At 52.1% G+C, this 18,976-nt stretch carries 18 protein-coding genes; 12 read left to right on the plus strand and 6 right to left on the minus strand.

Annotated elements, in window-relative coordinates; genetic code table 11:
* Positions 1–25: 25 nt before the first annotated feature.
* Positions 26–832, plus strand: coding sequence for a tRNA cyclic N6-threonylcarbamoyladenosine(37) synthase TcdA (gene tcdA / locus ABIE10_RS19850; RefSeq protein ID WP_103766717.1), 807 nt, complete (start codon positions 26–28; stop codon positions 830–832).
* 47 nt (positions 833–879) lie between these two features.
* On the opposite strand, the gene csdE is transcribed toward tcdA, so the two are convergent.
* Both csdE and csdA read right to left on the minus strand, forming a co-directional pair.
* Positions 880–1,323: a cysteine desulfurase sulfur acceptor subunit CsdE gene (gene csdE / locus ABIE10_RS19855; RefSeq protein ID WP_016154263.1), complete on the minus strand. Its 444-nt coding sequence runs from the start codon at positions 1,321–1,323 to the stop codon at positions 880–882.
* Complete coding sequence (csdA, locus tag ABIE10_RS19860; protein WP_429156813.1) at positions 1,323–2,528, minus strand: cysteine desulfurase CsdA; 1,206 nt, start codon at positions 2,526–2,528, stop codon at positions 1,323–1,325. Before csdA ends, csdE begins: the two co-directional genes overlap by 1 nt.
* A 192-nt stretch (positions 2,529–2,720) precedes the next feature.
* Between csdA and ABIE10_RS19865 the strand changes: the two genes are divergently transcribed.
* From ABIE10_RS19865 to rlmM, 4 genes are all read left to right on the plus strand, one after another.
* A complete protein-coding gene (locus ABIE10_RS19865; protein ID WP_016154261.1) occupies positions 2,721–2,948 on the plus strand; it encodes a YgdI/YgdR family lipoprotein in 228 nt (75 codons plus the stop codon).
* Positions 2,949–3,311: 363 nt separating this feature from the next.
* Complete coding sequence (gene gcvA, locus ABIE10_RS19870; RefSeq protein WP_016154260.1) at positions 3,312–4,229, plus strand: glycine cleavage system transcriptional regulator GcvA; 918 nt, start codon at positions 3,312–3,314, stop codon at positions 4,227–4,229.
* 18 nt (positions 4,230–4,247) lie between these two features.
* Positions 4,248–4,643 (plus strand): DUF423 domain-containing protein, encoded by a 396-nt coding sequence (locus tag ABIE10_RS19875; protein WP_003034037.1) that lies wholly within the window; start codon positions 4,248–4,250, stop codon positions 4,641–4,643.
* Positions 4,636–5,736, plus strand: a complete 1,101-nt coding sequence (gene rlmM / locus ABIE10_RS19880) for a 23S rRNA (cytidine(2498)-2'-O)-methyltransferase RlmM (protein WP_003034040.1) — start codon at positions 4,636–4,638, stop codon at positions 5,734–5,736. Before ABIE10_RS19875 ends, rlmM begins: the two co-directional genes overlap by 8 nt.
* Before the next feature lie 35 nt (positions 5,737–5,771).
* Here rlmM and fucR read toward each other — a convergent pair whose 3' ends face one another.
* From fucR to fucI, 4 genes are all read right to left on the minus strand, one after another.
* Positions 5,772–6,500: an L-fucose operon activator gene (fucR, locus tag ABIE10_RS19885; protein WP_235117394.1), complete on the minus strand. Its 729-nt coding sequence runs from the start codon at positions 6,498–6,500 to the stop codon at positions 5,772–5,774.
* Between the two features lie 57 nt (positions 6,501–6,557).
* Entirely contained in the window at positions 6,558–6,980 is a 423-nt protein-coding gene (gene fucU / locus ABIE10_RS19890) for an L-fucose mutarotase (RefSeq protein WP_429156817.1), read from the minus strand.
* A gap of 1 nt (position 6,981) precedes the next feature.
* Positions 6,982–8,400 (minus strand): L-fuculokinase, encoded by a 1,419-nt coding sequence (gene fucK, locus ABIE10_RS19895; protein WP_153690056.1) that lies wholly within the window; start codon positions 8,398–8,400, stop codon positions 6,982–6,984.
* Positions 8,401–8,499: 99 nt separating this feature from the next.
* A complete protein-coding gene (fucI, locus tag ABIE10_RS19900) occupies positions 8,500–10,275 on the minus strand; it encodes an L-fucose isomerase (RefSeq protein WP_235117392.1) in 1,776 nt (591 codons plus the stop codon).
* A gap of 463 nt (positions 10,276–10,738) precedes the next feature.
* Here fucI and ABIE10_RS19905 point away from each other — a divergent pair, with 463 nt between their 5' ends.
* The 7 genes from ABIE10_RS19905 to fucO all read left to right on the plus strand — a co-directional run bounded on the left by ABIE10_RS19905 (position 10,739) and on the right by fucO (position 18,913).
* Positions 10,739–12,238 (plus strand): sugar ABC transporter ATP-binding protein, encoded by a 1,500-nt coding sequence (locus ABIE10_RS19905; protein ID WP_046276142.1) that lies wholly within the window; start codon positions 10,739–10,741, stop codon positions 12,236–12,238.
* A 3-nt stretch (positions 12,239–12,241) separates the two neighbouring features.
* Complete coding sequence (locus tag ABIE10_RS19910) at positions 12,242–13,225, plus strand: ABC transporter permease (protein ID WP_003034055.1); 984 nt, start codon at positions 12,242–12,244, stop codon at positions 13,223–13,225.
* Between the two features lie 73 nt (positions 13,226–13,298).
* Positions 13,299–14,249, plus strand: a complete 951-nt coding sequence (locus ABIE10_RS19915) for an ABC transporter substrate-binding protein (RefSeq protein ID WP_016157361.1) — start codon at positions 13,299–13,301, stop codon at positions 14,247–14,249.
* A gap of 53 nt (positions 14,250–14,302) precedes the next feature.
* Entirely contained in the window at positions 14,303–15,883 is a 1,581-nt protein-coding gene (locus tag ABIE10_RS19920; protein WP_016157360.1) for an FGGY-family carbohydrate kinase, read from the plus strand.
* A 66-nt stretch (positions 15,884–15,949) separates the two neighbouring features.
* A complete protein-coding gene (locus ABIE10_RS19925; protein WP_016154251.1) occupies positions 15,950–16,948 on the plus strand; it encodes a LacI family DNA-binding transcriptional regulator in 999 nt (332 codons plus the stop codon).
* A gap of 141 nt (positions 16,949–17,089) precedes the next feature.
* Complete coding sequence (gene fucA / locus ABIE10_RS19930) at positions 17,090–17,737, plus strand: L-fuculose-phosphate aldolase (RefSeq protein ID WP_200051885.1); 648 nt, start codon at positions 17,090–17,092, stop codon at positions 17,735–17,737.
* Between the two features lie 27 nt (positions 17,738–17,764).
* Positions 17,765–18,913, plus strand: coding sequence for a lactaldehyde reductase (fucO, locus tag ABIE10_RS19935; RefSeq protein ID WP_429156821.1), 1,149 nt, complete (start codon positions 17,765–17,767; stop codon positions 18,911–18,913).
* The last annotated feature ends 63 nt before the right edge of the window (positions 18,914–18,976 follow it).

Below are 18,976 nucleotides of genomic sequence, written 5' to 3' on the forward strand. Positions count from 1 at the left end.
TCGATATTAATGAATTTGAGGTGTTATGTCTGTGGTTATCAGTGATGCCTGGCGCCAGCGTTTTGGCGGTACGGCGCGTCTGTATGGCGAAAATGCGCTGCAGTTGTTTGCCCAATCGCACGTTTGCGTGGTCGGGATTGGCGGGGTAGGGTCGTGGGCGGCGGAAGCGCTGGCGCGTACCGGTATTGGTGCCATCACGCTCATCGATATGGATGATGTGTGCGTCACCAATACTAACCGCCAGATCCATGCTCTGCGCGATAACGTCGGCCTGGCAAAAGCTGAAGTGATGGCTGAACGTATCCGTCAGATTAACCCGGAGTGCCGGGTGAACGTGGTCGATGATTTTGTCACGCCGGATAATGTTGCTGAGTATATGAGTGCGGGTTATTCGTATGTCATTGATGCTATTGATAGCGTGCGCCCAAAAGCGGCACTGATCGCCTGGTGTCGGCGTAACAAAATTCCGCTGGTGACCACCGGTGGTGCGGGAGGGCAGATCGACCCGACGCAGATACAGGTCGTTGATTTGGCAAAAACTATCCAGGATCCGCTGGCAGCCAAGCTACGCGAGCGACTGAAAAGCGATTTTGGCGTGGTGAAAAACAGCAAAGGCAAGCTGGGCGTGGACTGTGTGTTCTCGACCGAAGCGCTGGTTTACCCGCAGGCAGATGGCTCGGTATGTGCGATGAAGGCGACGGCGGAAGGGCCGAAGCGCATGGATTGCGCATCCGGTTTTGGCGCGGCCACTATGGTGACCGCCACCTTTGGCTTTGTTGCCGTCTCACACGCGCTGAAGAAGATGATGGCGAAAGCGTCGCGCCAGAGTTGAGTGTGTTGTGCCGGATAAGGCGCGTTCGCGTCGCCATCCGGCAACCATCAAACCTGTCGGGCAGCCTCAAGAATCGCCTCGTTCAGAGCATGCAGCCCCTGGGTACGCGAGGCGCTGAGCTGCGCGCGTAAACCTAGCTCGTCAAATAATGCCATAGGCGAATGCGCCAGTAACTCGGCTGCGGTTTTACCTTCAACCGCCGTGAGTAATACCGCCAACAGCCCGCGAACAATGCGACCTTCGCTGTCGCCGAAGAAATGCAAAGTACCATTCTCATGAAGGGTATGCCCCAGCCAAACGCGGTTTTCGCAGCCCGCGATCTCTTTGGCCTGTGCCTTTAGCGAATCAGGAAGAGCTGGCAACTGCTTACCCAGCAGAATCAGCTGGCGATATTTATCTTCCCACTGGGTGAGCGGGGTAAAGGTATTGCGTAACGTCTCTTCCGTTACGGTTGTGCCAAACGGGTGTCCGGCGAACAGAGGGCTTGTCATTAATCCACCAATATTTCCAGCGCGCGGTCAACGGCTGCGACCAACGCATCTACATCACTTTGCGTATTATAAGGTGCAAATGAGGCGCGTAGCGTCCCGGACACGCCCAGTTCTGCCAGCAGCGGTTGCGCACAGTGTTGTCCTGCACGCAGTGCAATGCCATATTCGGCCAGCAACGTCACCATGTCGCTGTGATGAACGCCTGCGAAATCAAAGGCTAACAGACTGGAGTCCTGGCAGCGGAAGGAGCGAAAGCCGGGGCGTTTCGCCAGCGCATCTTCTGCCAACGTCGCCAGACCCCGGCTCCAGTTTTCGGCCTGCACCACGTCAACGTCCGCCAGCCATTCGAGCGCCGCGCTTAGTCCGATAACGCCAGCAACGTTAGGCGTACCGGCCTCCAGCTTCCATGGAGCAGCCTGGGTGGTGAAACCGTCAAAACTGACTTCGCTAATCATTTTACCGCCACCGAGCCAGGGAGACATGGCATCCAGCAGTTCCGGTTTACCGTACAGCACGCCAATGCCGGTTGGGCCATACACCTTGTGGCCCGAGAACGCATAGAAATCAATGTCTAATTGCTGTACGTCGGCGGGGAAATGGACAATCCCCTGGGCACCATCCACCATCACCACCATTCCAGCCGCATGGGCGAGCGTAATGGCGCGGGCCAGATCCGGGCAACCGCCGGTAACGTTCGACATCTGCCCAAGCGCCAGAATGCGGCTGCGTGGAGTGATGAGTTGCGTGAGGCATTCAACGTCTGGCAATAAATGGGCGTTAAGCGGCAGCCTGACGACCTTCGCCCCCGTTTGCTCCGCCACCATCAGCCAGGGCACGAGGTTGGCATGATGCTCTGCTGCGCTAACGATAATCTCATCACCCGGTTGTAAGCGCGGTCGCGCATAGCTTTGGGCAACCATGTTGATCGCTTCCGTCGTACCGCGGGTCCAGACGATTGTTTTGTCATCCGGCGCATTAATCAGGCTTGCGACTTTTTCCCGCGCGGCTTCATAACGTGCGGTCAGGCGCTGTGCTTCGGCAAACTGGCTGCGGTGGACGTTCCCGGCGCTCAGGCTATAAAACTGATGGGTGGCCTCAATCACTGCCTGCGGCTTCAGTGCTGTAGCAGCGCTGTCGAGATAGACGCCAGCATCGTTGAGTGCGGGAAATTGCGCGCGAAACTGCGCGGGGTTAAAAGCGTTCATGGTATTCCTCAGTTCAGTAAACCGATCGTGGCGCAAAAAGGGCGCTGATACAAGGGGGGGGCTAACCATCGGAATACTCTGGATATCCTGGCAAAGTCCACGCAGTGTCTTATGCTATATACCGTTAGGCGAGCAATTTAGCCTGTTACGGAGTGTGTTTTTAATAGCATAAATCGCTTTAAGGAGAAAAAGATGAAAAAGACTGCCGCAATTATCTCTGCTTGTATGCTGACTTTTGCCCTGAGCGCCTGTTCTGGTTCGAATTACGTGATGCACACCAATGATGGTCGATCAATCGTATCTGATGGTAAGCCACAGACCGACAATGAAACGGGGATGATTTCGTATAAAGACGCTAACGGCAACAAACAGCAGATTAACCGTACCGATGTGAAAGAGATGGTAGAACTGGATAACTAACCGGTCGTCCATCGACAAAGAGTCGGACAAAAAAAAGCACCGCAATTTGGCGGTGCTACATTAATCACTATGGACAGACAGGGTAAATGTACAGGAAGTGAAAAAGGGTAGCTTTGCTACCATGGTCTGAATCGCAGACCAATTGCAAACACAACAACACAACATCACAACCGTAAGCCAAAAGCCCACCAGAACACGCATTCCGATAAAACTTTTCGTTCCGGCTTCAGGAAGTGCCGCCACTATAGGTATTTGCTGGTAGAACCTCAACGGACAATTTATAATGGCTCAGATAAAAAAAACTAATAGGTTACAACCTGTTGGTTAATTGTTAAATTCATTTAACATCAAAGCCTAAAAGTCATGTCAAAACGATTACCACCCCTAAATGCGTTGCGTGTTTTTGATGCTGCAGCGCGTCATTTGAGCTTTACTCGCGCAGCAGAAGAGCTTTTTGTGACACAGGCCGCAGTAAGTCATCAAATCAAGTCACTTGAGGATTTCCTGGGGCTGAAGCTGTTTCGTCGACGCAATCGATCTTTGCTGTTAACGGAAGAAGGCCAAAGCTACTTTCTCGACATCAAAGAGATTTTTTCGCAATTAACCGACGCGACGCGTAAACTTCAGGCACGCAGTGCAAAAGGTGCGCTCACCGTGAGTTTATTGCCCAGTTTTGCAATCCAATGGATGGTTCCCAGACTCTCTAGCTTTAACTCAGCTTATCCGGGAATCGATGTCAGGATCCAGGCGGTGGACCGTCAGGAAGACAAACTGGCTGACGATGTTGATGTGGCGATTTTCTACGGACGTGGCAACTGGCCGGGTCTGCGCGTTGAAAAATTGTACGCAGAATATTTATTGCCGGTCTGCTCGCCGCTATTACTCACCGGTGATAAACCGCTAAAGACGCCCGAAGATCTGGCGAAACACACATTATTGCACGATGCGTCGCGCCGTGACTGGCAAGCCTATACGCGCCAGCTTGGCCTGAATCATATCAACGTACAGCAGGGACCCATCTTCAGCCATAGCGCCATGGTGCTCCAGGCTGCTATTCATGGACAGGGAATTGCGTTGGCTAATAACGTCATGGCGCAATCCGAAATAGAAGCCGGACGTCTGGTCTGTCCGTTTAATGATGTTCTGGTCAGCAAAAACGCATTTTATCTGGTTTGTCATGACAGTCAGGCAGAACTGGGTAAAATAGCCGCCTTCCGTCAGTGGATTCTGGCGAAAGCGGCCACGGAACAAGAAAAATTCCGCTTTCGTTATGAACAATAATTTACGTAGGGTATTCACATGACCAGCCGTTTTATGCTGATTTTTGCTGCCGTAAGTGGCTTTATCTTTGTGGCGTTGGGCGCCTTTGGGGCACATGTTCTGAGTAAAACCCTCGGTGTCGTTGAGATGGGGTGGATCCAGACTGGCCTCGAGTATCAGGCGTTCCATACGCTGGCTATATTTGGCCTGGCCGTCGCCATGCAGCGGCGTATTAGCATTTGGTTTTACTGGAGTAGCGTGTTTTTGGCATTAGGAACGGTGCTGTTTAGCGGCAGCCTGTATTGCCTCGCGCTCTCGCATTTACGCCTGTGGGCGTTTGTTACCCCCGTCGGCGGTTTCAGCTTCCTTGTGGGCTGGGCGCTGATGTTAGTGGGCGCTATTCGATTGAAACGTAAGGGCGTTAGCCATGAATAAGGTTGTATTGTTGTGTCGCCCAGGTTTTGAAAAAGAGTGCGCCGCAGAAATTACGGATAAAGCAGGACGCCGGGAAATCTTCGGTTTTGCCCGCGTGAAAGACAATGCGGGTTACGTCATCTTCGAATGCTATCAGCAGGACGATGCCGAAAAGTTAGTGAAAGAGTTGCCGTTTAGCTCGCTGATTTTTGCCCGTCAAATGTTTGTGGTGGGCGAACTGCTGCAATATTTACCGCCGGAAGACCGCATTACGCCGATTGTCGGCATGTTGCAGGGCGTGGTAGAGAAAGGCGGCGATCTGCGCGTTGAAGTTGCTGATACCAATGAAAGCAAAGAGTTGGTTAAATTTTGCCGTAAATTTACCGTACCACTGCGCGCGGCGCTGCGGGAAGCGGGCGTGCTGGCAAAATATGAAACGCCAAAACGTCCGGTGGTTCATGTGTTCTTTATCGCACCAGGCTGTTGCTATACCGGCTATTCCTGGCCTGACAATAACTCCCCGTTCTACATGGGCATTCCGCGTCTGAAGTTCCCGGCCGATGCGCCGAGCCGTTCAACACTGAAGCTGGAAGAAGCGCTGCACGTGTTTATTCCTGCCGATGAGTGGGATGAACGTCTGGCTAACGGAATGTATGCGGTGGATTTAGGGGCATGCCCGGGCGGTTGGACCTATCAACTGGTTAAACGCAACATGTGGGTTTACTCCGTGGATAATGGTCCGATGGCGCAAAGCCTGATGGATACCGGACAAGTTACCTGGCTGCGCGAAGACGGATTTAAGTACCGGCCAAATCGCAATAACATTTCGTGGATGGTTTGCGACATGGTGGAAAAGCCCGCGAAGGTTGCCGCCCTGATGGCGCAGTGGCTGGTCAACGGCTGGTGTCGTGAGACTATCTTCAACCTCAAGCTGCCGATGAAAAAACGCTACGAAGAGGTGTCGCAAAACCTGGCTTATATTCAGGCACAGCTTGACGAGCATGGCGTAAATGCCCAGATTCAGGCGCGTCAGCTGTATCATGACCGTGAAGAAGTCACCGTGCACGTCCGTCGCCTGTGGGCTGCTGTTGGTGGTCGTCGCGACGAGCGATAAGGTAAAATTGCAGGCCGGATGAAGGCGTAAATGCCTCATCCGGCCTGCATTGTTTCAATCAGCGGCGTATCTGAAATAATATGCGTCACATCATCCAGATGCCCAATCCGGGCCTCCCCCGAACGATTAAATTTACTTTTATCGATCAGCAATAATGACTGCGCTGCGCGCTTAAGCAGAATGGACTTGAAGTCGGCATTGGTCGCGTTAGAGTCCCAGAGTGCGCCGTCGCTGTCGATCCCTACGCAGGAAAAAATAAACAGATCGATCTCGAGTGGTTTGAGCTGCGAGATGAGCGAGGGGTTAACATAGCAACCGTATTTACGCTCAAGGCGACCGCCGGAGCTGATGAGCTGAAGGTGTTCGCGTTTAGCCAATTCCTGGCAAATGGGCTGGCTGTTGGTAAAGACGTGAATGTTGATGTCCGGTAACTGTCGCGCCAGGTACCAGCACGTTGAGCTGGCGTCCAGGGCTATCACCATACCTTCTTCGATCCATGCCAGCGCTTCGCGGGCAATATTCGCTTTGTGGGCATAGTGGCTTTTGAGTCGCATATGAAACGGGTCGCCGCTGTCCTGATTTTCCCGATGAATCACTTTGGCCCGCCCGTGATTGCGCAGCACTTTTCCCTGGGCTTGTAGCTCGCTGAGATCGCGGCGTATGGTCTCTTTGCTGACCTTAAGTTGCAAAGCAAGGGTTTCGGTTGTCAGATTTTTGTGGTTGGTAAGCAGATCTACGATCGCCTGCTGGCGCGTCGCTTTCATGTTCTGATCCTCATCTTATGATGAATGCCCGTAGCTGACGGGCATTCAGACCAGAGATTACGGGGTTACTCCTTTTTTTAATAGAATATTCCCGTACTTTGCCCGCTCTCCAGTGATAACGATCGCAAACGCCTGTTGCGCGCGTTCATAGAAGGCATAGCGGTCAATACGCGTGATGTCCGGGCAGGGGGTTTGCAGTGAAAGCGCCTGACGATAGCGGGCCTCGACGTCAGGATCGAGGGCATCGCCTTCAACAGCCGCCATCATCACCAGCGGTGGGGCATAGCTGTCCAGTTCAAAGAGCGGAATAATCGCCTGTAGCAGGTCGCTGACCAGCAGACCGTCGGTGCGGATAACCTGCGGTCCCATGCTGTGGGCCGGGAAGTGGGCATCGGACAATATAATCTCATCGCCGTGCCCCATTTCAGCCAGTACCTTCAGCAGGTCGGGCGAAATTAAGGGAGATATTGTTTTGAGCATATTACTCAACTCCTGTTAGTTCGGATTCGGTTTGCGGATAAAAGTAACGGTACTGGTAGCGTACCTGCCCGCGTGCCTGTTCCGGTGAGGCAAATTCCCCAATGCCCGACCACGCAAACATTGCGGCACCTGCCACGGTGGTTTCGGCGTCATCCAGCACTTTGACAGGTATCCCGAGAACATTCGCTTTGATCTGATTCCACAACGCGTTGCGGCTTCCCCCACCAACCAATAGCAGTTCTGTGGCCTGGAAATGACCGATTTTTTCCAGCGTATGGAGGTTTCGCTGCAGCTGTTCTGTCAGTCCTTCCAGCGCGGCGCGATAAAAGTGCCCACGGGTGGTATTGAGCGTAACCCCTTGCCAGCCCGCATTCTGACAGGCCAGCAGGTCGCAGTGCATCTTCACGCCTTCGGCGCCTGCCGGGATGGCCCTGGCTTCGTCAATCAGCGTCTGCCAGGGGGTGTCGGCAGTCCACAGCAGCTTACGCACCCACTCGAGTACACCGGAAGCCAGCCACTGCATGCCGGGGTTATTCAGTCCAGCCTGGCTATCCAGCTCACAAGTGGAACCCGCATATTGGCTGAGCTGGGAGGTATCCACCTGCGCACTGCGCACCATCAGAATTTCCCATGTGCCGGAAGAGAGCACCGGTTCATCTGGCTGGGCTCCAGCGCCAAATAGCGCAAACTGCGTGTCGTGTCCGGCAGAGATGACCGGAATTCCCGCCGTAAGCCCGAGCAGGCTGGCAGCCTCTGGTTGCAAAGCCCCAATCTGTTCGCCTGCTTCAACCAGGCGCGGGAACAGACGGCGCGGTATACCCGTAGCCTGTAAAATGTCATGACTAAAATCGCGCTGCCGGATGTCCAGCAACTGGCTGGTGCCCGCCATGGTGATATCTGTAGTGAACTCGCCGGTTAAACGGTGGTTGATAAGCGACGAGATAAACAACCAGGCGTGCGCCTGCTCCAGAAATTGCGGATGGTTTTCTTTCAGCCACACCAGTTTATACAGCGTGTTGAAGCTAAATGCGCCGACGCCGGAAATTTCCTGCAATTGCTGCGGTGATATGTAGCGGTGAATATTCTCCATCACCGCTGCGGTGCGTGGGCATTTCCAGCTAATCACCGGATACAGCTGCTTGCCGTTCTTATCAACCAGCGCGCCGTCTACGCCAAAAGTGGTGACGGCGATCCCGCGGACATGGCAGGCGGCTAGTTGCGTGCAGAGGCGCTGACAGCAATCGGCGAAGCGTTGCAGAATGGACTCCAGCGACCATTGATGCCAGGTACTGTTTTCTGTTGCGATGTCACTGGCGTTCGGGGTTGCTGCGCGGGCGACAATCTTTCCCTGTCGGTCAACGGCGATAGCCCGCACGTTGGTCGCGCCACAGTCGAGAACCAGGATAACGTCTTGTTTCATAATCGCTCCCCAAACGTAGCCGGATGGCGCAGCGCTTACCCGGCCTACAAAATTCACCGCGCAGGCCCGGTAAGCTTGCGCCACCGGGCCAGAGTCGCATTAACGCTTATACAGCGGGCCGTAGTTCTGGCAGGCGCGATAATCCTGGCCTTCCATATCCATACCATGGGCTGCCCAGGCTGAAGGGCGGTAAATTTTTTCGTCTTCCACGTTGTGCATACAAACCGGGATACGCAGCATGGCGGCGAGCGTAATAAAGTCCGCGCCCACGTGACCTATCGTCAGTACGCCGTGGTTTGCGCCCCAGTTAGCCATGACGGAATAGACATCGCTGAACGGGCCTTGACCGGTTAAGCGCGGGGCAAACCAGGTGGTTGGCCAGGTGGAGTTGGTGCGCGCATCAAGCTGGTCGTGCATCTCTTTCGGCAATTCCACGCTCCAGCCTTCCGCGATTTGCAGCACCGGGCCCAGGCCTTTGATGATGTTGATGCGGGTCATGGTGAACGGCACGCCGCCCTCGGTCAGGAAGCGAGAAGAATAGCCGCCGCCGCGGAAGTATTCGTGAATAGCCGGACACCATTCGGTAGCCGCCAGGCAATCATCCGCCTCTTTCTGTGAGATTTCCCAGTGCGGCTTCATGGTCGGCTTCCCTTCGCCGTCGCGCTGTTTGCAGGAGCCATCCAGCGCTGCCGAGCCGGAGTTAATCAGGTGAATAATACCGTGCTCAGCAAGGCCGGTCAGCGGTTTACCCGTGACACGTTCAACCGCCTCTGGCGACCAGTAGGTACGCACATCGGCAAAGACCTGCGCTGTGCCGGTGAGTTGATGACCAAACAGCATCGCCACGCCGTTCAGGCTGTCGTTTTCGGTGGCGACAACGAACGGTTCGCGAATGCCGTTCCAGTCAAAGGAGCTGTTGAGCAGTGCTTCGGCGGTATCGCCATTCGGGTATTGATCGGTCCAGTGACGCTGGCCCTGGAAGCCTGCGGCAATCGCGTTGTACCCCAGCGACTCTTCAACCCGACCTTTGTCTGCCAGTTTCTGGTTACCCTGCATCATGTCGCGAATGCACATGGCCATCAGCAGGCTCTCTTTCAGCACCGCACGGCTCTGCTCTGCGTTACGTTTATATTGCTGTGCGTTCTGATCTTCACCGTAGCGGAAGTTTTTATCCGCCCACGCCAGCGCCATTTCCAGCTCAGCTTCGTCATAGATTTTTTGGTCGATGCGACGACGCAGTTCGGTCATATCAACGGGTTGAACCTTCATTCCCAGCCAGGATTCAAAGAAGTTATGATCGACAATCGAGCCGGCAATGCCCATTGAAACACCGCCTACGGACAGGTAGCTTTTGCCTTTCATACTGGCAACCGCCAGGCCCGCGCGGGCAAAGCGCAGCAATTTTTCTTCAACATCGGCAGGAATCGTGGTGTCACCGGCATCCTGTACGTCATGGCCGTAAATAGAGAAGGCGGGAAGTCCTTTTTGATTATGCGCAGCCAATGCTGCGGCCAGATAAACTGCGCCGGGACGTTCTGTTCCGTTAAAGCCCCAGATAGCTTTCGGGCGCATCGGATCCATGTCGATGGTTTCGCTACCGTAGCACCAGCATGGGGTAACAGTAATCGTCACGCCTACGTTCAGGCTGCTGAATTTTTCTTCACAGGCGGCAGATTCAGCCATCCCGGCAATGCAAGTGTCGGCAATCACACATTCAATTTGTGCGCCACAGGCGTGACGAAGTTTCTCTGTGATCAGCGCAGCAGTGACTTTGGCCATATTCATGGTTTGCTCTTCGAGCGATTCACGAACACCCATACGGCGCCCATCAATCACCGGACGAATTCCAATTTTCGGTAAGCTATTTTTGTTCATTCGAGGTTCCTCATCTCACTTTATGCCGTGCTGCAAAAGCGGATGTTGAACACCACTGTCGCAGTTGGCTGAATAACCCATTTTTGCTAACTCGAGTTAGCTTAGGTATTAGAGAGTTTTTTGCACAACTTTTTTGTTGTGGAACTGTGAGAGGCTTCACGAGAAGTGGTTAAAATTCGATCTGCGTCAAATAAACCTGGACGGGTATTTTCAATAAATCCTTTTTAAATTAATCGGTTGTAATAAATTGTCTGTTCAGCGTCACAGTTTTAAACCAAATGATTTGGCTATTTTGAGTAGCTAAAATAGCTTTAAAAGGCACTTCGCTAACTCGAGTTAGCATAATTGATAAAACGCATATGAACTTATAGGTAGTATTCGCATTAACGGTGACGATGGCTCCCTGGCAACGTTTTGCGCCTGATTCACTGATTGCAGTTTCTGTATATTGAGGAAAGCAGCAATGTCTGAAACATTTTTACAGATGAGTCATATTACGAAACGTTTTCCCGGCGTATTAGCGTTGAGTAATGTGGATTTTGCTTTACGCAAAGGAGAAGTTCATGCGCTGCTGGGTGAGAATGGCGCAGGAAAGTCTACGTTGATGAAGATTTTATCCGGTGTTTATCAGCCTGATGAAGGGGATATTATTTTTGAGGGACAACCTGTTACTTTTGCGAACCCGTTAAGTGCACAAAGCGCAGGTATCACCATCATTCACCAGGAGTTTAACCTTTTCCCTGAACTCACGGTGGAAGAAAATATATTTATTGGCAGGGAGTTTTGCAAAAATAATCGCTGGCGTCTGGATGAAAAACAACAGCGACAGGCAGCTATCGATATTTTGCAAAAATTAAACCTGAATATCTCTCCAGAAACGCTGGTGGCCGATCTGACCGTCGCGCAACAACAAATGGTTGAGATTGCTAAAGCGATATCGGTGAATGCCAAGATTCTTATTATGGATGAACCGACGGCAGCACTGACTGAAACGGAAATTGACAGCTTATTTCAGGTAACTCGTTTGCTGAAAGAACAGGGAACGGGCATTGTTTATATCTCGCACAGATTAGAGGAACTGGCGCTGATCGCCGATCGCGCGACGGTGATGCGGGATGGTCAGTTTATTGCCACTGTGGATTATGATGCGGTTAAAATTAGCGATCTGATTGCCATGATGGTTGGGCGCGATCTTGGCAATATCTATCCTCGCCGCGAACCTTTGGCTCAACGCAAGCCGGTGTTGGAAGTAAGCGGTCTGACGCGCAATGGCGTATTGAACAATATTGATTTCACTCTGTATCAGGGCGAAATTTTGGGCTTCGCCGGTCTGATGGGGGCAGGACGTACTGAGCTGGCGCGGGCGATTTTTGGTGCGGATCCCATTGATGGCGGAACCCTCAAGCTGAACGGTAACGTGACGGTAATTAAAGATATTCCTGATGCTATCAAACAGGGTATCAGCTATTTAACCGAGGACAGGAAAAAAGAGGGGCTGGCATTAGGACTGTCCGTTGAGCGCAATATTATGTTGGGCAATTATCCTGAGTATTCCGATCGTTATGGCAACGTGGACAGCAAACGTTGTCAGAAAACCAGCGAAGAACAGGTGAAAGCCCTACGTATTAAAACACCACATTTAGAACAGGCTGCTCTGAATTTAAGTGGTGGTAATCAGCAGAAAATTATTATTGCCAGATGGGTGTGTAAAGACACCGATATTCTCATCTTTGATGAACCCACTCGCGGTATTGATGTGGGTGCCAAACTTGAGATTTATGAATTAATGAATCGACTGGTGGCAAAAGGGAAGTCAATTATCATGATCTCCTCTGAATTACCGGAAGTGCTGGGTATGTGCGATCGCATTTTAGTGATGCGTAATGGACGTATTACCGGGGAGTTAGCTTCTGATGACGCCACACAAGAAAAAATCATGCAATATGCGACGTTAGAGGACTAATTTATGACTATCTCTGTAACCTCTTCAGACAGCAATAATAAGAAAATAAAAATTAACAAAGAACTTTTAATGCGCCTTGCGCCGCTTTTGAGTCTGATTATTTTAGTAATATTTTTTAGCTTTGGTTCGCCATTTTTCTTTAACACTGAAAACATCATGACAATCGCTCTGCAAACTTCAGTGATTGGCATTATGGCGATTGGCGTTACCTTCGTCATTATCACGTCAGGAATCGACCTTTCTCTTGGCTCGGTGGTGGCCTTTTCGGGTGTTGCGGTGGGCATCAGCGCCACGCTGGGATTGCCTCTGCCCGTATGTATTCTGGCCGGGGTGCTGGCCGGTGGATTATGCGGCTATATCAATGGTCTGCTGGTCACCAAAATGACTATCCCGCCTTTTATCGCCACGCTGGGCCTGATGATGTCCGTCAGAGGCATCAATATGGTGATGACAGATGGTCGTGCGATTTATTTCGCTGATTACCCCACCTTCAAAATGCTGGCCCAGGGACGTTTGTTCGATGTGTTGCCTTATCCCGTTTTTTACCTGGTGGTGGTGGCGCTAATCGCCGCCTACATCCTGAAGAAAACGGTGATTGGTCGCTATGTTTACGCTGTGGGTAGCAATGAGGTGGCCGCACATCTTTCCGGTATTAAAGTTCAACGCGTCAAAATTTTCGTCTACGCCTTTTGCGGTCTGCTGACCGGGATCGCCGGCGTTATTCTGGCCTCACGTCTGAACTCTGGTCAGCCAACGGTTGGCGTGGGTTATGAACTGGAAGCCATCGCAGCGGTTGTTATTGGTGGGACGAGCCTGATGGGGGGAATTGGCACCATCGGCGGGACTATCATCGGCGCATTCATTATGAGCGTGTTGAAAAATGGTCTGAACCTGATGGGGGTTTCCCAGTTCTGGCAAATGGTGGCCATGGGCGTGGTGGTCATTGCTGCGGTTTATCTCGATACATTACGCAAAAAAATTCGTTGATTTACGCTCCCGGAAGTCACGGGGCATCATAACCCTGACGTTTAGGGTGACTCACTCAGAACGGAGTAAAACAATGAGAACCAGGAATTTTGTCTATGCGTTATCCCTGCTGGCCTGTATGACATCCAGCGTATTGGCTAAAGATATGAACCTTCCGGTGGTCAGTAAAGGTTTCCAGCATGAATTCTGGCAAACCGTAAAAATGGGGACGGAAGCGGCAGCAAAAGAGTCGGGTGATAAAACCAGCTATGTCGGCCCGGCGGATGAAACTCAGATTGCCGAGCAGATTCAGCTAGTTGAAAACGCGATGGCGCAAAAACCCAATGGGCTATTGCTGGCAGCGTTAGATGCCAATGCGCTGGCGCCATTAGTTGAGACCGCAAATTCACGCGGCATTAAAGTTGTGACGTTTGACTCCGGCGTGAATTCCGATATTCCAGTGAGCTTTGTCGCCACGAATAACCGTAAAGCCGGTGCTGAAGCGGCGGATGCACTGGCTGCGGAAGTGGGCAGCAAAGGTAAAGTGGGCATTATTGCGCACGTAGCGGGGACCTCCTCAGCGATTGAGCGTTCGGAAGGGTTTATTGCCCGCATGAAGGAGAAATACCCGGAAATCCAGGTGCTACCGGTCCAGTACAGCGATGGCGATCCGCAAAAAGCGATGGATAAAACCATCGATATGATCCAGGCCAACCCTGATATTGCAGGGATTTATGGCACCAATGAAGGCTCAACGCTGGGCGTAGCAAACGCCATTGATAGTCAAAATCTGAAAGGCAAAGTGAAAGTGATTGGTTTTGATAGCACCGAGGCAATCATTGCTTTCCTGAAGTCTGGGGTCATTCAGGGCTTTGTCGTGCAGGACGCTTATCAGATTGGCTACCAGGGTATCAAGACACTAAATGCAGCGGTATCGGGTCAGTCTGTACCGAAAGAAATTGATATTCCGGTTAAATTCGTTAATGCGAAGAACATTGACACCCCGGAAATTGACAAGCTGTTACACCCATTTGGTAAAAAATAACCCCGTTGGGGCGAAGTGCTCGCCCCATCATTCGCCAGCGTCAGGGAGTTACTATGGGCAGTGGATATTTCCTCGGTGTGGATGTCGGTTCCGCCAGCGTCAGGGCTGGTGTCTTTGATGCCAGTGGCAAACGGCTGGCTTTTGCGACACACGCCATCTCGCAGTTTCGACCCGGTCCTGAGCGGGTTGAGCAGTCATCTGCAGAAATCTGGCAGCAGGTTTGCCATGCAGTGAAGGAGGCGGTGTCGTCATCCGGGGTTCGCATTGAGGAAATCCGCGCATTGGGATTTGATGCCACCTGTTCATTGGTGGCACTGGATGAACAGGGGCGGGGCCTGGCGGTTTCACCAGGCGAACCATCAGACCATAACATCATCATGTGGATGGATCATCGTGCGGCGCAGGAGACGCAACGTATAAACGCCACGCAGGATCCGGCTCTGCGCTACGTTGGCGGTGAAGTCAGCGTCGAAATGGAGCTTCCTAAAGTACTGTGGCTGAAAAACCATTTTCCAGCCACCTGGCAGAGTGCGTATCGCTTCTACGATCTGGCGGACTTTCTGGTCTCTAAAGCTACCGCCTGTGATGTTGCTGGTCTGTGCACGCTGACGTGTAAATGGAACTATCTGGCACATGAACAACGCTTTAGCCACTCTTTGCTTGACGCTGTTGAGCTAACGGATTTGTTGGGAAAAATCCCGTCGCGGATCCTGCCGCCAGGCGCTGCCGTTGGAACGCTTAGCACCGATGCGGCCCAGGCACTGGGGCTGACGACTGCAGTGGTCGTCGCCAGCGGAATGATTGATGCCCATGCGGGCGGAGTAGCGCTTGCCGGTGTTGAGCCTGAGGGGACGTTGGCGTTGATCAGCGGAACGTCAAATTGCCATATGCTGTGCAGCGAGCAGGAAATTCATACACCAGGTGTATGGGGGCCGTACTGGTCAGCCATGCTGCCAGGCTACTGGCTGACAGAAGGGGGGCAAAGTGCCGCTGGGGCGTTAGTCGACTGGACGCTTCAGGAGTCAGGAGCCAGCGCGGCGCTATTTCACAAGGCTGAGGCGCGGGGTTGCCATCCCATCGTTTTAGTTAATGAATGGGTTGCCGCACTTGAGGCGCAGGAGTCAGAGCCAGGTCGTTATTTGCATGTGCTGGCCGATCATCACGGTAATCGTTCACCGCGCGCGCGACCCGATGCCCGGGGGAGTGTTTGCGGTTTGACTCTTGAGCGAGGCGAGATGCAGGTTGCTCGTCTGTACCTGGCGACATTACAGGCGATCGCCTGCGGTACGCGGCATATTATGGAAGTGATGCGCGAAAACGGTCACACCATTTCCCGACTGACGCTGTGCGGCGGCGCAACGCATAATCCACTGTGGTTGCGAGAATATGCCGATGCCACCGGATGCGATATTCATCTGATGCAGGAAGAGGATGCGGTGACGTTAGGGGCGGCCATCACCGGCGCGGTTGCCTGCGGCGCGTGGGAAAATATTCCATCTGCATGCCAGGCGATGGTTCGATCAGGCGAGGTGATTAAGGCTAACCCGGCACGGCGCAACTTCTATGACCGCAAATATCAGGCTTATCTGATGATGTGGGATCAGCAGCAGGCGATTAACCAACTTATGCAGTAAGACAAAAGTTTAAAATACTTTTATGATTGTAGATTGACGTTTTTGGATGTGAACTGGGGCATATAAATGGCTAAAACAGTAGAACAGATAGCCAGCGATCTGAATTTATCGGTTACGACCGTACGACTGGTGCTGAACGGGAAAGCAGAGCAATATCGAATCAGTGTCAAAACCCAAACGCGTATTAATGAATATGTCGAGCGCTATGGTTACGTCATTAACCATTCAGCACGTAGCCTGAAATTGAATAAAACGGATACGTTGGGATTGATTGTGCCCAATATTTCCAACGTGTTTTTTGCCACACTCGCAGAAAAACTTGAGCAACGCTGTCGTCGTTCCGGTTATCAGCTAACGATTAGCTGTACCTATGACGATGTTGATTACGAAAATAAACTGACCAAAGCGTTAATAGCTCGCAATGTCGATGGCCTTTTTATTGTTCCCTCAACATTAGAGAATCAGCAGCACCATTTACGTCAGGTCAGAAAACCGATGGTGTTACTTGACCGTGATTTTAAGTATACCGATAACGCTCTGGTAGAAAGCCATAACATTTTGGGCGGCGAAAAATTGACGCAAAGTTTGTTTGACGCTGGAAAGTCGCCGATCTGGTTTTTGGTGGGAGATACCGGATTACCCAGCATCGGCGACCGTTTGCAAGGTTATCTTAATGCATTGAACAATAATGGTATTTTGCATAGCGATTGGGTGCGCGAAGGGCCGGACAACACGCCCGAGGGGGGTTATCGACTGATGGATGAGTTGATCGGCGAACAGGGCTGTCCACAGGCATTTATCGCCTCATCATTACCCGTACTGGAGGGGGCCATTAATGCTATTCGTAATCGTTTTGGCACAATTCCACCTGAAATTAACATTGGGACATTCGATGAACACCCAATGCTGGGATTCCTCGCCAATAATGTCTGGTCAATGCAGCAGGATGAAAATGTTTGGGCGGAAAAAGCGTTCGATATGATGATGAGTGCTATTGATGACCAGCCAATTAAAGAAACTGTAAAAGTTGAGATGAAACTTATTAAGCGCGTAAGACAACCTTAATACGCCGCTATAAATAAATCGGCCTACTGAACCTGAATATATACGTTCAGTGGCTGCCTGTATCTGAAACCTGACCCGTCTTACTCTGCGGCTGCATTTTTCGCAATAAAGACGAGGGGAAACTGTACCCGGAGAATCATTATGGAAAGAATGCGTTTGTCGCGAGAAATCATTGAAACCTGCCTTGAAATGACCAGCCTTGGATTGAATCAGGGGACGGCGGGAAATGTGAGTGCGCGTTATGAAAATGGGATGCTGATCACGCCCAGCGGTATTCCTTACGAAAGACTTACTGAAAATATGATCGTGTATGTAGATAACGACGGGAAATATGATAAACGACAATTACCCTCCAGTGAATGGCGTTTTCACCTGGCGGCATACCAGACGCGTCCGGATGCCAATGCGGTTGTCCATAACCATGCCGTACATTGCACGGCCGTTTCTATTCTTAATCGCCCTATCCCGGCAATTCACTACATGATTGCGGCGGCAGGGGGGAACTCTATTCCGTGTGCGCCTTATGCGACGTTTGGTACACGAGAGCTGTCAGAGCATGTGAGCGTCGCCCTGAAAAACCGTAAGGCAACGCTTTTACAGCACCATGGGTTGATTGCTTGTGAAGCGAATTTGGAAAAAGCACTGTGGTTGGCGCATGAAGTGGAAGTTCTGGCCCGCCTTTATCTGAGCACGCTGGCGATTGTTGACCCCGTGCCGGTGCTGGATGACGAGGAGATCGCCATTGTGCTGGAGAAATTCAAATCTTACGGATTACGCATTGAAGAGTAATTTCGCATAGCGAAAAGGAGAAATACGATGGCGAACAGAATGATTCTGAACGAAACGGCATGGTTTGGCCGGGGAGCTGTTGGTGCATTAACCGATGAAGTCATCCGTCGTGGTTATCGCAAGGCGTTGATTGTGACTGATAAAAATCTGGTGCAGTGCGGCGTTGTCGATAAGGTGACTTCCCGAATGGATGCTGCTGGTCTGGCATGGGAAATCTATTCAGGCGTTATTCCTAACCCAACCATTGCGGTGGTGCAGGAAGGGTTGGGTGTCTTTAAGCAAAGCGGCGCAGACTATCTGATCGCCATCGGCGGAGGCTCCCCTCAGGATACCTGTAAAGCGATTGGCATTATCAATAATAACCCTGAGTTTGCGGATGTACGCAGCCTTGAAGGGTTATCGCCAACGCGCAACCCGAGCGTGCCGGTTATGGCTATCCCCACCACCGCGGGAACGGCAGCGGAAGTGACCATTAACTACGTGATCACTGACGAAGAAAATCGGCGTAAGTTTGTTTGTGTCGACCCCCATGACATCCCACAGGTAGCGTTCATCGATGCAGACATGATGGACGGCATGCCAGCGGCGCTAAAAGCCGCCACCGGAGTGGATGCCCTGACCCATGCTATTGAGGGGTACATTACGCGGGCGGCGTGGGCGCTTACCGATGCGCTGCACATTAAAGCCATTGAAATGATAGCCGGGGCATTACGTGGTTCCGTTGCGGGCGATACCCAGGCCGGGGAAGCGATGGCGCTGGGCCAGTACGTGGCCGGGATGGGCTTTTCCAACGTTGGTCTGGGATTAGTGCATGGAATGGCACACCCGTTAGGCGCGTTTTATAACACGCCGCACGGCGTAGCAAATGCCATTTTGCTGCCGCACGTGATGCGCTATAACGCCGAATTCACCGGGGAAAAATTCCGCGATATCGCCCGGGTGATGGGAGTTAAGGTTGAAGGAATGACGCTGGCAGAGGCACGTAAAGCGGCAGTAGATGCCGTCTTCGCCCTTAACCGCGATGTAGGGATCCCGCTGCATTTACGCGATGTTGGCGTACGTAAAGAGGATATTCCTGCGCTGGCGCAGGCGGCATTTGACGATGTTTGTACCGGGGGAAATCCCCGTGAAGCGAATCTTGGGGATATCGTTGAGCTGTACCACACCGCCTGGTAATTTTTCAGCATGACGGCGTGAAAGCCTTATCCGGCCTACCGGGGTTCGACGTGTAGGCCAGAT

This window comes from Citrobacter sp. 506 (genome assembly GCF_050434985.1).
Taxonomy (GTDB): domain Bacteria; phylum Pseudomonadota; class Gammaproteobacteria; order Enterobacterales; family Enterobacteriaceae; genus Citrobacter; species Citrobacter braakii.

Coding starts and splice junctions, on each gene's coding strand:
- ABIE10_RS19865 (WP_016154261.1), top strand. CDS start 2,721: ATGAAAAAGACTGCCGCAATTATCTCTGCTTGTATGCTGACTTTTGCC.
- ABIE10_RS19920 (WP_016157360.1), top strand. CDS start 14,303: ATGGGCAGTGGATATTTCCTCGGTGTGGATGTCGGTTCCGCCAGCGTC.
- fucA (WP_200051885.1), top strand. CDS start 17,090: ATGGAAAGAATGCGTTTGTCGCGAGAAATCATTGAAACCTGCCTTGAA.
- tcdA (WP_103766717.1), top strand. CDS start 26: ATGTCTGTGGTTATCAGTGATGCCTGGCGCCAGCGTTTTGGCGGTACG.
- fucU (WP_429156817.1), bottom strand. CDS start 6,980: ATGCTCAAAACAATATCTCCCTTAATTTCGCCCGACCTGCTGAAGGTA.
- fucK (WP_153690056.1), bottom strand. CDS start 8,400: ATGAAACAAGACGTTATCCTGGTTCTCGACTGTGGCGCGACCAACGTG.
- ABIE10_RS19905 (WP_046276142.1), top strand. CDS start 10,739: ATGTCTGAAACATTTTTACAGATGAGTCATATTACGAAACGTTTTCCC.
- ABIE10_RS19910 (WP_003034055.1), top strand. CDS start 12,242: ATGACTATCTCTGTAACCTCTTCAGACAGCAATAATAAGAAAATAAAA.
- fucR (WP_235117394.1), bottom strand. CDS start 6,500: ATGAAAGCGACGCGCCAGCAGGCGATCGTAGATCTGCTTACCAACCAC.
- rlmM (WP_003034040.1), top strand. CDS start 4,636: ATGAATAAGGTTGTATTGTTGTGTCGCCCAGGTTTTGAAAAAGAGTGC.
- fucO (WP_429156821.1), top strand. CDS start 17,765: ATGGCGAACAGAATGATTCTGAACGAAACGGCATGGTTTGGCCGGGGA.
- ABIE10_RS19925 (WP_016154251.1), top strand. CDS start 15,950: ATGGCTAAAACAGTAGAACAGATAGCCAGCGATCTGAATTTATCGGTT.
- ABIE10_RS19915 (WP_016157361.1), top strand. CDS start 13,299: ATGAGAACCAGGAATTTTGTCTATGCGTTATCCCTGCTGGCCTGTATG.
- ABIE10_RS19875 (WP_003034037.1), top strand. CDS start 4,248: ATGACCAGCCGTTTTATGCTGATTTTTGCTGCCGTAAGTGGCTTTATC.
- fucI (WP_235117392.1), bottom strand. CDS start 10,275: ATGAACAAAAATAGCTTACCGAAAATTGGAATTCGTCCGGTGATTGAT.
- csdA (WP_429156813.1), bottom strand. CDS start 2,528: ATGAACGCTTTTAACCCCGCGCAGTTTCGCGCGCAATTTCCCGCACTC.
- csdE (WP_016154263.1), bottom strand. CDS start 1,323: ATGACAAGCCCTCTGTTCGCCGGACACCCGTTTGGCACAACCGTAACG.
- gcvA (WP_016154260.1), top strand. CDS start 3,312: ATGTCAAAACGATTACCACCCCTAAATGCGTTGCGTGTTTTTGATGCT.